Below are 14,987 nucleotides of genomic sequence, written 5' to 3'. Positions count from 1 at the left end.
CGCGTCAGACGTCGGAAGGCAACCTGCCAGGAAGGCGGATTTCCGCCGAAAGGGCGTGCGCCGGCAGACCCTCGGCCTTGGCCAGCGCCACGGTGTGCGGTCCCAGAATCCCGAACGAGGCGGCGTCGCACTTCACGATCGAGGTGCGCTTGATGAAGTCGTAGATCGACAGACCCGACTGGAAGCGTGCCGCGCGGCTGGTCGGCAGCACGTGGTTGGACCCCGCCACGTAGTCGCCGATCGCCTCCGGCGTCACGCGCCCCAGGAAGATCGCGCCGGCGTGGCGGACGCGGTCGGACAGCCGCTCGGGGTTGTCCATCGCGAACTCGACGTGCTCGGGCGCGATGGCGTCGACCAGGGCCGGGCTCTCGTCCAAGGGAGCGATGATCACCGCGCCGTGGTCGCGCCACGAGGCGGCGGCGTCCTCGCCGGTGGCCAGGGTCTTCAGACGGGCCGTGACCGCTTCCTCGACGGCGGCGGCGAAGGCTTCGTCGTCGGTGATCAGGATCGACTGGGCGGCCGGGTCGTGTTCGGCCTGGCTGAGCAGATCGGCGGCGATCCAGTCGGGATTGTTCTTGTTGTCGGCCACGACCACGATTTCCGAGGGACCGGCCAGGGCGTCGATGCCGACCACGCCGTACAGACGGCGCTTGGCGGCGGTGACGAAGGCGTTTCCCGGCCCGACGATCTTGTCGACCGGCTGGATCGGCCCCGCGCCATAGGCGAGCGCGGCGACGGCCTGGGCCCCGCCGATGCGCCAGATCTCGGTGACGCCGGCTTCCTTGGCGGCGGCCAGCACGGCCGGCTGCAGCTTGCCGGGCGGGGTGACCATGGCGATGCGGTCGACGCCCGCCACCTGGGCCGGCACGGCGTTCATCAGCACGGTCGAGGGATAGGCCGCGCGGCCGCCCGGAACATAGACGCCCACGGCCTCCAAGGGCGTCCAGCGCCAGCCGAGCTCGACGCCGGCCTCGTCGGTCCAGGCCTGGTCGGCCGGGTGCTGGCGGCTGTGATAGGCGCGGATGCGAGCGGCGGCGAAGGCGATGGCCTCGCGCACGTCGGCGGGCGTGGCCGCCCACCCGGCCTCGATCTCATCCGGCGTGACCCGGATCGTCTCGGCGGTCAGCTCGACCTTGTCGAACTTGCGGCTGAAGTCGAGCACCGCCTCGATCCCATGCGCCTTGACCGCCTCCAGCACGTCGCGCGCGGCGGCGTCGACATCGGCCGGCGAGCCCCGGCGTTCATCGAGGAAGGCCTTGAAGGCGGCCTGGAAATCCGGAGCGGAGAAAGAAAAGCGGCGCATGCGCTGCTAGATGCGGCTTTTACGCCGGTATGCAAGAGCCAAATCCTCCCCCTGGCGGGGGAGGTGGTCCGAAGGACCGAAGGGGGAAGTTCTTGCGAGCCTGCTTTCCCCCCTCCGTCGTCTCTTCGAGCCGACGCCTCCCCGGCTAGGGGGAGGATTTTAGTCGTGCCCCGGCGTGCGCGGCGTGCTCCACGGATCGGAGACGTCGGCGAGGGCCACGTCCAGGCAATCCACCGTCACCCGCATGTCGCCGCCGCCGGCGAAGGTCAGGGTGACGACGCCAGCGGGCGCCTCCTGCCCCGCCTCGAAGCCGATCGACAGCAGCTCGACCACCGCGCCCTTGGCGTCGCGGCGGAGGTTGCGGGCCTGGACGCCCGTCACGTCGCCGAACTGCAACGCCGAGCGCACGCGCTCGCCCGCCTTGGCGCGCTGGCCCGTCGCTTCCCAGCGGAAGCGGTTGCAGGCGACGGTGAGGGTGCGGCCCTGAGCGTCCCAGCGGATGTCGCCGATCTTGGCGACCGCGTCCTGCAAGGCGGCCGACAGCACGGCCAGATCCTCGGCGTCATGGGCCAGCAGGCGAAGGGGCTTGGCGGCGTCGGCCACGGCTAGAGCTCCGCCTCGCCGTCGCCCTTGATGCGACGGACCTGAGCGCCGCAGGCGCCCAGCTTTTCTTCCAGCCGCTCGAAGCCGCGGTCGAGGTGATAGATGCGCGAGACGGTCGTCTCGCCGCGCGCGACCAGGCCGGCGATCACCAGGCTGACCGAGGCGCGCAGGTCGGTGGCCATGACCTCGGCGCCTTCCAGCTGCTCGACGCCGCGCACGCGGGCCTCGCCGCCGGACACCGAGATGTCCGCGCCTAGGCGCATCAGCTCGGGGGCGTGCATGAAGCGGTTCTCGAAGATCGTCTCGCGGATGCGGCTTTCGCCCTTGGCCGTCGTCATCAGGGCCATGAACTGCGCCTGCAGGTCGGTGGCGAAGCCCGGGAACGGCGCGGTCTCGACATCGACCGAGTCGAGGCGCTGGCCGTTGCGGCGGATGATGACGCCATCGGCGGTGGGCTCGACGCCCGCGCCGGCTTCCTTGAGCTTGTCCAGCAGCGCGTCGATCAGGCCCGGACGGGCGTTGGTCAGGCGCACCTCGCCGCCAGCCATGGCGGCGGCGACGGCGTAGGTGCCCATCTCGATCCGGTCGGGGATCACCGCGTGGGTCGCGCCCTTCAGGCGGGCGACGCCGGTGATGGTGATGGTCGGCGTGCCGGCGCCCTCGACCTTGGCGCCCATGGCGTTCAGGCAGTCCTGCAGGTCGGCCAGTTCCGGCTCGCAGGCGGCGTTGTGGATCACGGTGACGCCATCGGCCAGAACGGCGGCCAGCATGGCGTGCTCGGTCGCGCCGACCGAAACGATCGGGAAGGTGATCTCCGCGCCCTTCAGGCCGCGCGGGGCCTGGGCGTAGACGTAGCCTTCGTGCAGGTCGATCTTGGCGCCCAGGGCCTCAAGCGCCTGCAGGTGCAGGTCGACCGGACGCGCGCCGATCGTGCAGCCCCCCGGCAGCGAAACCTTGGCCTGGCCCGAGCGGGCGACCAGCGGGCCCAGCACGTTGAAAGAGGCGCGCATCTGACGGACCAGGTCGTAGGGCGCGAAGCCGCTCATGATCTCCGGCGCGTGCAGGAGGGTCTGCTGGCCATCGGGGCCGTCGCTCTCGGTGACTTGGACGCCCAGGCGCGTCAGCAGCTTGCCCAGGAAGCGCGTGTCCGCCAGGCGCGGCATGTTCGTCAGGCGCAGCGGCTCGTCGGTGAGCAGGCTGGCCGCCATCAGCTTGATGGCCGAGTTCTTGGCGCCGCTGACCGGGATCGTCCCGTTCAACCGCGCGCCGCCGGTGATGGCGATGCGATCCATTAGGTCCCTCGAACGCGTCCAAGCGGGGGGTGCTCGGCGCGGCTCACATGTGAGGGGCGGGTTCTATCCGTTGCAAGAGGGGTTGCAAGGGCTTCCCCGCGAAATTTGGCCCTCTAGATCGGCGCGGAGAGGTCGTAGGGCCGCTCGTCGTCCGGCCAGCGCAGGTCATGCGTGGCGCCAGCGATGTCCAGCGCCACCTGGGCGAGATCGATCGCCTTACGGGTCGCCGCCAGCCCGTCGCGCCCGAACGCGGCCTTCCCGAAGTCGGTGTCGAACTGGCCGCCGTCGCCGGTCAGGCGCACCGCGACCGCCCAGCCCTCCCCGTCCGGATTCGGGAACGGGACGGAGAATTCGACGCACAGCTCGGTTCGCGAACCATCGCGGTGACTTATCCCCAGCAACTTCCGAACGACGTTATACGGCAGGGGCGCGGCGCGCGCGGCCTCGATCGCGGGGTCGAAATCGCTGGAAACCCCACGCGACGCGGCTTTGCGCTTGCGGAGGTTGGTCCTGAGCGCCTCGGCGAGCTTGGCCTCGCGGGTCGTCTTGTCGTCGCTGGTCGGCATATCGTCGGGGTGCGGCGACAAAGTTGTCCGGTCAAGACGATTTTGGGCTTGGCGTTCGCGATTCTCCTCGCTATACGCCCCCTCCTCGTCGCCGCCGTAGCTCAGTGGTAGAGCGCATCCTTGGTAAGGCTGAGGTCGGCAGTTCAATCCTGCCCGGCGGCACCATGGGGACCCAAGTGACTTCACTTGGGTCCCCACCACTTCCCCAGACAATCTAGATATTGCAGCGCCTTAGGCGCGAACGCGCGTTTCCCCGCGCGGACGCTGTCCGGCGGGTGAGCAGCCCCATGAGCGCTTCCGGCGACCGCCAGGAGGCGGCCGCCGGCGCATGGGCGTGTGTCAGTGGTTCTCGTGCGTCGGAACGTCCTCGGGCGCGGCGAGGCGGAGCTGGTCCAGCGCGACACGCCCCGTCCGGGCGACCACCTGGACCGTGTGCGCGCCGGGCGACAGCGTGGGTCCCACGGAGGCTTTCAGCAAGTTGTCGAGCACGCCCTGCGCCCAGGCCGGCGACCCCACGGCGCGCGGCCAGGACACGCGCTGAACCGGACCCCCGTCGATGCTGACATCCAGAGCGATCTCGCCGCCTTGCCCGTCCGGGAAGATCGGCAGCACGCCCAGTTGCAGGCCAAGCCCTGGGGAGGTCGCCTCGACCTTGAAGGACAGCGACGCGCCGGCGGCGTCGGCGATCATGACGCCCTTCCCCCGCCCGACGCCCTCGACCAGACGCCAGCCGGTGTTGGCCGTGAAGGCCTCGGCCTCGGTCGTCAGGGAGCCCGTGGGGCCGGCGTTGTCGACGACGCTAAGGAACTTGCCCGAGTCGGCGGTCAGGCCCGCGCCCGGCAGCGGGATCGAGCGGGCGCGATAGATGCGCCACTGGCTGTCGGCGGGCTCCTCCGGCATCAACCAGCGCCACTTGCCGCCGGCGATCTGGTTGTTGAAGCGATCGGTCAGGGCGGTGATCTCGGCCTGGGCCTCGACCGCCGCGCCGCCGGCCGAGCGGGCCATGGCCTGCTGGCTGTCGATCAGCTCGTTGTACCGCTCGGCCGCGAAGAACCGCGTGTTGGCGGCGGCCGAGATACGGATCGGGAATTCCACCAGCTCGAACCAGGCGTCGCGCAGATCGGGCGGGACCCGCTGGCCCGCGGCCTTGGTCTCGTCCACCAGGACGCGGAAGGCCTTCAGGCGGGCGTTGACCTCCTCGGGCGTGTAGCTCGACAGGTGCCGGCTTTCGGCCTTGGGTTGCCATTCCAGGTGCTCGGGCCGCCGCTCGAAGTTCAGGCGGTAGTAGCGGTCCATCAGGTCGGCGGTCTTGGCCGCCAGATCAGGGCCCAGGTTGCGCGCCGTCCAGTCGCTCAGGAACTGCTTCTGGGTCTTGCCCCGCCAGCGGTCGATGTCCCAGGCCATCTCCAAGAAATGGCTGGTCCCGATCTCGGCGGGCTTGATGTCGCCGACATTGGCGATCCAGACGTTGCGGGCGCCCTTGTCCCAGGCGTGGATCATCTCCTCCTGCACCAGGGCCGGCGGCGTGGTCGAAAGCCACATATAGGCTAGCGGATAGCCCAGGTACGACAGGTGATAATAGACCCCCGCCCCGCCCTTGCGCGCGGCTTCCTCGGCGCTGGCGAACTGGCGGATGTAGCCGAAGTTGTCGTCCGGCCAGACAATGGTCACGTCGTCGGGGACCTTCAGCCCGGCGCGGTAGACGCCCAGCACTTCCTTATAGGGCACGAAAATCTGAGGGACCTTGGCGACGTCCGCGTTGACGTTCCGGCCGAGGATCTCGCGCTGGTCGGCGATGATCTTGTCCAGCAGGGCGACCTTTTCCTCGGTGGTCTTGGGGCCGACCATGCCCGTGTCGTGGATGCCGCGCATGCCGACGGTCCACAGGCTCTCATAGCCGGCGTTGGCCTTGGCGCGCTCTTCCCAGTAGGCCTTCACGCCCTCGGGATTGGTCGCGTAGTTGAACTTGGCCGGGTCGTCCTTCCACTCGCCGACATTGTTGCGCAGCATGGCTTCGGCGTGGGACGAGCCCATGACGATGCCGTACTCCTCGGCCAGCTTGGCGTTGGCCGGATCGGAATTGAACGGCGCGGTGGTGTGGTGCATCGCCGGCCACAGGGTGTTGGCCTTCAAGCGCAGCAGCAGGGTGAAGACCTTGCGGTAGGTCTTGGGACCGATGTCGCCGCGCTCGGGATCGAAGGTCTTCACCGCCCAGGGATAGAGCCCCCAGTCCTCGTCGTTGACGAAGACGCCGCGATAGCGGACCGACGGCGGGCCGAAGCGATGGACGCCGGCGCGAACGAACAGGGTCTCGCGACGCTTGGGCGTCACGTCCGCCCACCAGGCCCAGGGCGACACGCCCATGGCCTGAGCCACTTCGTAGACGCCGAACGCGGTCCCCCGTCGGTCGCCGCCGATCACGACCAGGGCCTTGTCGACGCCGGGCAGGGGACGGTCGACGGCCGCGATGACGAAGCTCTCCCAAGCGCCCTTCAGGCGCGAGACGTCGACTCGCTTGGCGGCGACCAACCGGTCGATCAGCTGGCTCTGGCCCAGCGTGCCGACCAGGATCGCGGTCTTGCCCGCGGGCGCGGCGGCGACCGCCGCGCGCTGGCCGGTGACGGTCTGGATGTCGTCGGAAAGATCATTGGCGGCGTGGCGCACGACGGCGGCGTCGGCCGGATCGACCACGATGGTCGGGACCACGCCGGCCCCCACCAATTGAAAGCCGCCCCGGACGGGACCATCGGCGAAGATCGGCGCGGACTCGGCGACGGCGCGGCTCGATACGCTGGCGGCCAAGACCGCGCGGCTCGGAACGGCCGAGGAGGCCAAGGCCAAGGCGCAGACCGCCGCGACGTGCATCCACTTCATCACCATACTCCCTACTCGCGACGCTAAGCGGCGTCGCCTTCGCGCCCATTCGCTGGGCGACGTTCCCGTGGCCGCCTGAGCGGCTTTCAGCCGTCCGCGCGAGTCGCGCGACGCACGACCGCTTCGAAGTCTTCCAGCCGGCAATCGAAGGCCGGGGTCGCCGTGCCACAGCCCTGGATGAACACCGGCGCCGACAGCGGCGGGGTCTTGGCGTCCAGGGTGGTCATGCTCCGCAGCTGGGACAGACTCTGGCCGGTGAAACGGACGCGAACCACGCGCGCGCCGTCGTCGCGCTTCCAGCGCTCGAACACCAGGGCGCCGCCCGGCTGGATCTGGTTGGGCTGGTAGCCCGGCAAGGCCCACTCCATCCGCAGCAGGCCGCCGAGCGAGGCGAGCGTGCCGTCGTGGCCCGAGATCACCACCAGCTTCGCGTCGGCGGGGCCGATCGAGGCCGCGTTCGGTTTGACGCCGCTCTCGACGGTGGCCAGCACGCGGTCGGCGAGATGGCCGGCGAGAACGCGCGCGACGTAGGGCGTGCGCAGGCGCAGGTCGAACTCGGCCTGGTGCAGGAAGAACGAGCGGGTCAGGGCTTCCTCGTCGAGGCCCTTCCAGCCCAGGCCGGCGAAGTCGCGACCGTCGGCCCAGGCCATCAGCAGGCTCTCGGTGACGCCGGACGCGAAGGCCTCGGGGCCAGAGACGCCGGCGAGGTCTTCGCCATCCACGAAGCCAGGCCTGGCGTCGAGCACGCGGCGCTTGCCAGGCGACGGCGGGCACGGGCCCTTGCCGCATTGCATCAGCAGGGCGTCGAGCTGCTCGGCCTCCTGGCGATGGCTGGCGCTCCAGGCGGTCAGGTCGCCACCGACGCGGCCCGCCACGGCCGCTCGGGCCAGGGCGTGATCGACCTTGACGAACCCGGCCTTCGCGGGCTCGAACATCGGATCATTATTGCCCTCGCCCACCGTGTTGACGGTGATCGCGCAGCCAGGGGCCAGGGCGTCGGCATAGGCCCGCCCCGTGGCGATGGTGCGCTGGGTGACGTTGGCCCAGGCATAGACGGCCGAGCAGTCGCCCGGCTTCAGCAGCCCCTGGGCGACGTAGTATTGGCGATAGTAGTCGCCCATCCGCGCGACGAGAGTCCCGCCGCGCTCCGTTAGATGGCCGGCGGGAACCTCGAAGCGCGGCCAGGGCCGAGCCGAGGCCTCCTCCAGGCGCTCCGGCGAGGACATCGCCGCGCGGACGCCATGACGGCTGAGGATCACGACCTTCTCAAGCGTGTCGGCCGACGCGGCGGTCGCCGACGCCAGGGCGATGGCGACCGCCGCGATGCGAGAGGACAAGCGCATGACGGCTCCTACAGCTTCACGACGATACCGCGACGCGCCATGACATAACCCAGCAGCCAGCAGACCAACAGGTAGGCCACCGCGCAGAGCAGCGAGCCGAACGCGCCCGGAGCCATCGCCTGGAAGATGTTGACGCCGACCCACTCGTAGATCCCCACGCCCGGCGCCACCTCGATCATGCCCAGGACGATCACGAACAGCTCGGAGAAAAGGTAGATCACCAGCGGATTGAGGCCGAACACCTGGAAGAAATAGGTCCCGGGATTCGGATCGCGGCCTTCCAGCAGCTTGGTCAGTCCGGCGAGCAGGACGAGGTCGATGCCGACGGTCAGCAGCACGAAGCTGCCGGTCCACAGCTTCTTGGCGATCGGGAACAGCGGGCTCCAGGCCAAACCGGCCAGGATCAGCACGACGCCCGCGATCGCCATCCGCGCCATGGCGCTTCGCGATCCGGGATTTTCCTTCAGGAACCGCGCGGCGAGGTAACCGGCCAGCACGTTGACGGTCGACGGCAGCGTGCCCAGCAGCCCCTCGGGATCGAAGCCACCGTCCTTGCGATAGAGGTGGTTCTGGCCGATCAGGAAGAGATCGAGATGCGTGCCGGCGTTGCCCAGCTTGGACAGCGGCGCGGCCGGATCGCCAAGCGTCATCAGAATCGCCCAGTAGCCCAGCAGCAGCACGGCCGACAGCGCCACGATCAGACGCGGCGACAGCCAGCGCACGGCGAAGGCGGCCAGCATGTAGCAGAGCGCGATCCGCTGAAGCACGCCCATGACCCGGGTGTCGGCGAACGGGATCAGCGCCCAGTGCCCGTCGACCTTCTTCACGAACGGGAACCAGTACATCAGGAAGCCGAGCAGGAAGATCAGGGCCGCGCGCCGCAGCACCTTGGCCAGGAACTCATTGGTCGGGATCGGCCGCGAGAAGGCGAAGGCCATCGAGCAGCCGACCGCGAACAGGAACGAGGGAAACACCGCGTCCGCCGCCGTGAAGCCGAACCACGGCGCGTGCACCAGCTGGGTGTAGGCCTTGGCGCCCGGACCCGCGGTGTTGACGACGATCATCAGGCAGACCGTCAGCCCCCGGAACACGTCCAGGGATAGGAAACGGGCGGCGGGCTTGCTCATGCGGTCTTCTCCCCGCCCCGGCCGATCATTGTGACCAGGGTCTTTATCTCGCCGATCGGGTCGGCGGGCTTGTCGCGGCGATAGGCGACCTCGGCGTCCACCCAGGCGCGCTCCCAGGCGATGCTGGCGCGGACGGCCGAGGCCTCGTCGAACGTCCCGGTCCCAGCCGCCTTCAGCGCGTCGAGGAACATCGACCAGCGCGGCAGATAGAAGCCGCGATAGAGGCCTTGCCAGGCCTTGGAGGCGTAGTCGTTGAGGTTGCCCTCCCCGCCCCAGACGGTGACCTGGGCCTTGGCGTTGGCGACATAGGCCGCCGCGTCGGCGGGCGTGTCGCCATAGGCGCGGGCGTCGTCGATCCAGGTGGCCAGGGTCTCGGGCTGGACGCCCAGCAGCTTGTCGATCGACAGCGCCAGCGCCTCGATCTCGACGCGCGCCCGGTCGCCGGCGGCCACGTCGCCGCGACGATAGGCGGCGACGGCCGACTGCAGATGGTCATCGATCTTCATCGTCGCCAGGTGACGCGTGGCGTCGACCAGGTCCAACGTGAACAGCGGCTCGTTCGCATAGGCCGGGGCCAGCGCCGTCAGCGCCTGGACGGCCGCCTCCAGCTTGACGCGGTCGCCCGGATGCGGCGGGAACTCGCCGATCGTCGCGGTCGGACGCTTGAAGAAGAGATAGGCCCCGGCCTTGCTTTTCCACCAGCGCGGCGACCAGTAGCGGGTCGAATAGGCGGCCTCGACCAGCTGCCCCAGCGCCGCGTCCAGCTGCGGCGAGGTCTTGCCGTAGCGCGCGCGGGCGTAGGTCGAAAGCCAAGCCGACAGCGACTCCTGCCCCGCGCCCCAGGCCAGATCATAGACCGCGTCGTAGACGATCGAGTTGTTGTGCAGGCCTTCGGGGAACATGCCGAAACCCGCCAGCTTGCCGGCTTCCGGATTGGCCGCGATCGCCGGGATGTCCCGACGATAGTAGTCGAGGTCGCCGTAGACGGGATTGCTGCCGCCGTAGTTGTGGACGTAGCCATAGATCCACGGCTTGCCGCCGAAGGCCTTGGCGTTCTTCCAGACCGCCGGATAGCGGTCGTTGCCGATATCCAGGATCATCAGCTTGTCGTCGGGAACCAGGCTCAGATAGGCCGAGATCGCCGTCGGATCCCAGAAGTGGCTGTCTGCGCCGAACAACCAGCCCTGCATCACCCAGACCGCGTCGGGCCGCGCCTGACGGATCGAGTCGTAGATGGCCTTGCCGTAGGCGGCCAGGCGCTTGGCCTTGAGCGCCGGATCGACCTCGACCTTGGTCTTGGTCGCGGCGGTGTTGGCGGCTCCATCGCCATAGGCCGCGTCGCGCGCGTCGGCGCCGTCGGCGTTGATCGGCGGCAGCATCTCGTTGAACGAGTCCGCCAGGTAGTAGGTCCCCGTCCCGTAGGTCTGGGTGTAGAGCGCCAGGAACCGGCCGGCGATCTTGGCGAACAGCGGGTCGGCCGGATCCAGCCAATAGGTCTCGTGGAAGCCCTCCCACGGCCGCATGCGATAGATGCGGGCCTTGGGGTTCTTCTGGGCGAAGGCCTTGGGCACATAGCCCCCGAACGCCGGCAGGATCGGGGTCATGCCCAGCGAGCGCATGCGGCCCAGAATCTGGACCTGCAGGTCCTTCTTCTTGTCGATCCAGTGGGTCGGCAGGGGCGCGCGATAGCCCTCGATGTTGCCCATGCGCTGCCAGGGCGTGAAGGCGGGCCCCGAGAAGTAGTCGGCCAGTTCCGCCTCGCTCAGACCGAACTCGCGCCACAGGGCGCGCCAGACATACTCCTGGCCTTCCATGGCCAGCGGCATGTCGATGCCATGCGCCGCCATCCAGTCGATCTCGCGGGTCCAGCGGTCCCAGCCCCACCAGGGGGTCGTGTAGCCGTAGGTGCAGGTGTTCAGATAGGCGCGGTGGCGGAACGGCGTCTCGACGCGCGCGCCGGAGGCCGGGGGCAAGGCGCCGCCTTGGGCGATCCGATCGCCCTCCCAGCTGATGTGCGCGAGGCCCGCCTGGTTCAGATAGGCATAGGCGCCGCGCACGAGGGCCACGGGCGTATCGCCGGAAATGGAGAGTTGGCCGGCCTTGCCGCTGACCGAATACCAGGAGCGCCCGGCGCTCGGGGTCAGGGACAGGTTCACGCCGGAGAGGCGGGAGCCAAACAGTCTTCGCAGGCTCGCGCGCGCGGCGGCGGCGCCCTTGGCGGAGGGGGCGGCGAAGGCGGGACCCGCGATGGCGGCGGCCGCCGCGGAGATCAGCGCCTGACGTCGGTTCAGAGAGGCTTTCATCGGCATCAGGATCTACGAAAAAGGACGCCCGCCGCCTAGGAGAAGGGAAACGGCGGGCGCCAGGGGGACGGCCTCGTCCGACGGGCGGACGAGGCCAGGAAAGACACGGCGCTCAGGGGAGGAAGAGAGCGCCGCGCCGAACGCGTTACATCTTGTACTGGAACGACAGGTAGTAGCTGGGGCCCGTCGCGGACGACATCTGCCAGCGGCTGGCGTTGCCCAGATAGGCCTTCTCCTGAGCGTTGTTGATGTTCATCGCCGCGAAGGCGAAGCTCAGGTGTTCATTGAAGTTGTAGCCCAGGTTCAGGTCGACCTGGGTGCGCGACTTGACCGTGTGGCCCAGCGGACCCGAGAAGAAGCTCTCGACCGAGGTCTGGTCATAGGCGCTGCGGTAGTTGGCCGACACACGGGCGCTGAAGGTCTGGTTTTCCCAGTACAGCGTGCCGTTGGCGGTGTGCTCCGACAGATTGGCCAGACGGAAGCCCGTCGTCGAGGTCGCCGGGTTCACGTGGGTGTAGTTGGCGATCAGGCCAAAGCCGTCGATCGGCAGCAGGGCGTCGAACGACTGTTGCCAGTTCAACTCGTAGCCGTGGATGTCGACCGTCTTATCGTCGTTGAAGCTCTGGGTGATCGAATAGGTGTCGCCCACGCCCGAGACGCAGACGCCGGTGGCGTCCTTGGACAGCGAGACGCCTTCATACGAAGCCGGGCAGATGACCGACGTGAAGACGCCGTTCTTGACCTTCTTCGAGAAGTAGCCGGCCGACAGGCCATTGCCTTGGCCGTAGTACCACTCCAGCGTCAGGTCGAGCTGGTTGGCGGTCATCGGATCCAGATCGCCTTGGCCGATCGAGATCGTGTTGACCTTCTTGCCCGTCGTGTCCGTGGTGGTCGTGCGGGTGGTCGCCAGCTGGTTGTTGGAGTCGATGATCGGACGCACCAGCACCTTGGCGGCGGCGAAGCGCAGCAGCAGGTCGTCGGTCAGGTCCAGGCTGAAGTTCGCCGACGGCAGGATGTTGTCGTACGACTTCTTGGTCGTGTAGGTGCCCGCGATCAGCTTGACCTCGGTGTTCAGCGGGTTGGCGGCGCCGCCGACATAGCCCTTCACCGTCTGGTCGGTGCTCTCGCTGCGGACGCCCACGTTGCCGCGGAAGGTCTTCGACAGCACTTCGCCCTTCAGGTTGGCCATGGCGTAGAACGAGGTCAGGTCACGCTCGACGCGGAAGCTGCCCGAGGGATCGAACGCGTTGTAGACCGTCACGCCCTGGGCCTTCAGCGCATCGCGATACGCTTGCAGGTTCGGCGAGACCCAGGCGGCCGGCAGGGTATTGTCGCCGTCCAGGAAGTTGGTGATCGCGATGCCCGTCGCGGCCATCGTCGGCGAGTAGGACGCCGGGATGGTGTTCTGGCCGTCCTTGCGGATGACGTTGCGCTTGAGCACCTCGTGGCGGATCTTGGCGCCGGCCTGGATCGACTCCAGCACGCCCCAGTCGAGGAAGCGCTTGGCGTCGAACTGGGCGGCGTCCTCGTACGAGTCGATCGAACGATAGGCGCCGTTCGGGTAGGTGTTCCGGATCAGGGTGGACGTGTTGTACTGGGCCGTGTCGGTCAGCGGCGTCGACGTCGTGAAAACGATGTTGCTCGGGTTGCTGATGTCGACCGTCGCGCTCGGGATGTTGATGCCGAGGATCGCGGCCTCTTCATTGTGCTTGGCGCTGCCGCGCGAGTAGTGGGCGGTCGCCTTCAGGTCCCAGTTCTCGATGCCCGTATAGTGGACGTTGGTCGTCAGGGCGCCGGTCGACTGCGGACGGTTCTCGAACTGGTGGTTGTTCTCGAGGCGGAAGTTGTTCACCTGCACCTTGGTCGCGGTGCCGTTGGTCACCGTAACCGGCACGACGTTCGAGGCCGAGGGCGTCGTGAACAGGAAGACCTGCTGGTGCACGTCCTGCGTGGTCTTGTCCTTGGCGTAGGTGGCGATCACGTCGACCTGCAGATCGCTGGTCGGCTTGAACTGCAGGGCGCCGTTCAGCATCGAGCGCTTGGTCTCGCGGTCGATGCGGCGATAGCGCAGGCGGGCCGGAGTGTAGGTGCCATTGCTGACGCTCCAGCGATCCATCCACAGATAGTCGCCGCGGTCCTTCAGCTCCTGATAGCCGCCGCCCAGGAAGACGCCCAGCTTGCCGTCCAGGAAGTGGTCGACATAGGTCAGGCCGTACTTGCCGGTCGGACCGCCGCCGATCAGGTCCTGCTTCTGAGCCTTGCCGGCGATGATGATCTGGCGGCCCTTCACGTCGAACGGATGGACCGTGTCGATATTGACCGTGCCGGCCAGGCCGCCGGCGTCCATCTCTGCCGTCGGCGACTTGTAGACCTGGATGCCCGAGGCCAGTTCCGTCTGGATGACGTCGTAGCGGAAGCCGTCGGTGAAGTTCGAGCTCTTGAAGGCCTGACCGTTGACGGTGGTCAGGGCGTATTGCGGGCCCAGGCCCCGGATGCTGATCGTCGAGCCGCGGCCGTTGATGTTCGAGATCTGGACGCCCGGAATGCGCTGGATCGCCTCGGCGATGTTTTCCGACGGGAACTTGCCGATGTCTTCCGACGAGATGCCGTCCGAGACGCGGACGTCCTTGCGCTTCACTTCCAGGGCGGTGGCCAGGCTCTTACGGAAGGCGGTGACGATCACTTCGTCAACCGCTTCGGTTTCGGCGGCGGGCGCGGTCTGGGCCAGCGCCATGTCGGCGAAACAGACGCCGCCCAGCAGGGCGAGCGTGAAAGCCTTGCGGCGCGTGGCCGCGTTCTTCGATTTCGGATCGATCATGTTTTTATATCCCCCGTTTGACTGCCGACGCTGATACGGCTGCAAGACCGCGCGCCTTGACGAATAAGCAGACCATTGAAGTACCTTTTTTGGCCCGCATGGCTAGAGACTAAAGCCGGCAACAGAAATGTCGCAAAGCCTAAGTCATTTATTTTGCTCGCTTTTGCATGGCGACCGTTCATTGGGCGCCACAAAAGCCTGGGCTAAAGGACATTCATCCGCGCATTTCCTCCATTTTTTGTTTTTATTCAATTACTTAATCCGCATCATCCAATAGATCGAACACGGATCATGCAATACCAATATAATGCCTCTTAAAAGGCCATTTGGCGGCTCTGTTCAATCCTCGGCAGCCCCAGGTCGAGAGACCGGTTGGTCACTCCCCCGCCGCGTGCGGGGTGGCGCTAGAGCTCTTCCTGGATGGCCCTCCCTACGGCGTCGGCGTCTGGACCGAGGACGACGTGGACGAGGGTGTCGGTGATGTGGACACATCCTCTGGCGCCGGCGTTGGCGAGGGCGGGTTCGTCGAGGTTGGCGGGTTTTTGCAGGAGCAGGCGCAGACGGCTGGAGCTGGCGGAGACCTCGCGCAGGTTGGCGGGTCCGCCGAGGGCGGCGAGGATGGCCTTGGCCTTGGCCTCGTCCTGGGCGCTCGGCGCGGAGGGTGCCTGGGACGGCTGGGCCTGAGCCTGATGCTGAGTCTGGGCCTGGGCCTTGGGCGGCGGGGCCCCGAGGGCGGCGCGGATCTCGCCGGCGACGGT

At 68.0% G+C, this 14,987-nt stretch carries 10 protein-coding genes and 1 tRNA gene; 1 reads left to right on the top strand and 10 read right to left on the bottom strand.

Going from position 1 to position 14,987, the window contains the following annotated elements:
* Nucleotides 1-4 precede the first annotated feature (4 nt).
* From hisD to J2728_RS15920, 4 genes are all read right to left on the bottom strand, one after another.
* A complete protein-coding gene (gene hisD, locus J2728_RS15935; RefSeq protein WP_310000697.1) occupies nt 5-1,303 on the bottom strand; it encodes a histidinol dehydrogenase in 1,299 nt (432 codons plus the stop codon).
* A gap of 159 nt (nt 1,304-1,462) precedes the next feature.
* Nucleotides 1,463-1,906, bottom strand: coding sequence for a DUF2948 family protein (locus tag J2728_RS15930; protein ID WP_310000696.1), 444 nt, complete (start codon nt 1,904-1,906; stop codon nt 1,463-1,465).
* Nucleotides 1,907-1,908: 2 nt separating this feature from the next.
* A complete protein-coding gene (gene murA, locus J2728_RS15925) occupies nt 1,909-3,198 on the bottom strand; it encodes a UDP-N-acetylglucosamine 1-carboxyvinyltransferase (RefSeq protein WP_310000695.1) in 1,290 nt (429 codons plus the stop codon).
* A 113-nt stretch (nt 3,199-3,311) separates the two neighbouring features.
* Complete coding sequence (locus J2728_RS15920) at nt 3,312-3,764, bottom strand: hypothetical protein (protein ID WP_310000694.1); 453 nt, start codon at nt 3,762-3,764, stop codon at nt 3,312-3,314.
* A 90-nt stretch (nt 3,765-3,854) separates the two neighbouring features.
* Between J2728_RS15920 and J2728_RS15915 the strand changes: the two genes are divergently transcribed.
* A tRNA-Thr gene (locus J2728_RS15915) sits at nt 3,855-3,929 on the top strand.
* 174 nt (nt 3,930-4,103) lie between these two features.
* Here the strand turns inward: J2728_RS15915 and J2728_RS15910 are convergent.
* The 6 genes from J2728_RS15910 to J2728_RS15885 form a co-directional block, all read right to left on the bottom strand.
* Nucleotides 4,104-6,629: a glycosyl hydrolase 115 family protein gene (locus J2728_RS15910; RefSeq protein WP_310001206.1), complete on the bottom strand. Its 2,526-nt coding sequence runs from the start codon at nt 6,627-6,629 to the stop codon at nt 4,104-4,106.
* A 95-nt stretch (nt 6,630-6,724) separates the two neighbouring features.
* Nucleotides 6,725-7,981 carry a histidine-type phosphatase gene (locus tag J2728_RS15905; protein WP_310000692.1) on the bottom strand — a complete coding sequence of 419 codons (1,257 nt, stop codon included), beginning with the start codon at nt 7,979-7,981 and terminating at the stop codon, nt 6,725-6,727.
* Nucleotides 7,982-7,989: 8 nt separating this feature from the next.
* Nucleotides 7,990-9,108 carry an acyltransferase family protein gene (locus tag J2728_RS15900; RefSeq protein ID WP_310000691.1) on the bottom strand — a complete coding sequence of 373 codons (1,119 nt, stop codon included), beginning with the start codon at nt 9,106-9,108 and terminating at the stop codon, nt 7,990-7,992.
* Nucleotides 9,105-11,417 (bottom strand): alpha-N-acetylglucosaminidase, encoded by a 2,313-nt coding sequence (locus tag J2728_RS15895; protein ID WP_310000690.1) that lies wholly within the window; start codon nt 11,415-11,417, stop codon nt 9,105-9,107. The genes J2728_RS15900 and J2728_RS15895 overlap by 4 nt, the downstream gene beginning before the upstream one ends.
* 139 nt (nt 11,418-11,556) lie before the next feature.
* Nucleotides 11,557-14,229, bottom strand: a complete 2,673-nt coding sequence (locus tag J2728_RS15890; protein ID WP_310000689.1) for a TonB-dependent receptor — start codon at nt 14,227-14,229, stop codon at nt 11,557-11,559.
* A 404-nt stretch (nt 14,230-14,633) separates the two neighbouring features.
* On the bottom strand, nt 14,634-14,987 hold a 354-nt coding region (locus tag J2728_RS15885; RefSeq protein WP_473701039.1), incomplete at its 5' end, for a PTS sugar transporter subunit IIB.

The sequence above is a fragment of the Caulobacter segnis genome (assembly GCF_031454995.1).
GTDB lineage: Bacteria > Pseudomonadota > Alphaproteobacteria > Caulobacterales > Caulobacteraceae > Caulobacter > Caulobacter segnis_E.
The sequence above is the reverse complement of the archived record's forward strand: the minus strand, read 5'-3'. Positions and strand labels throughout refer to the sequence as shown.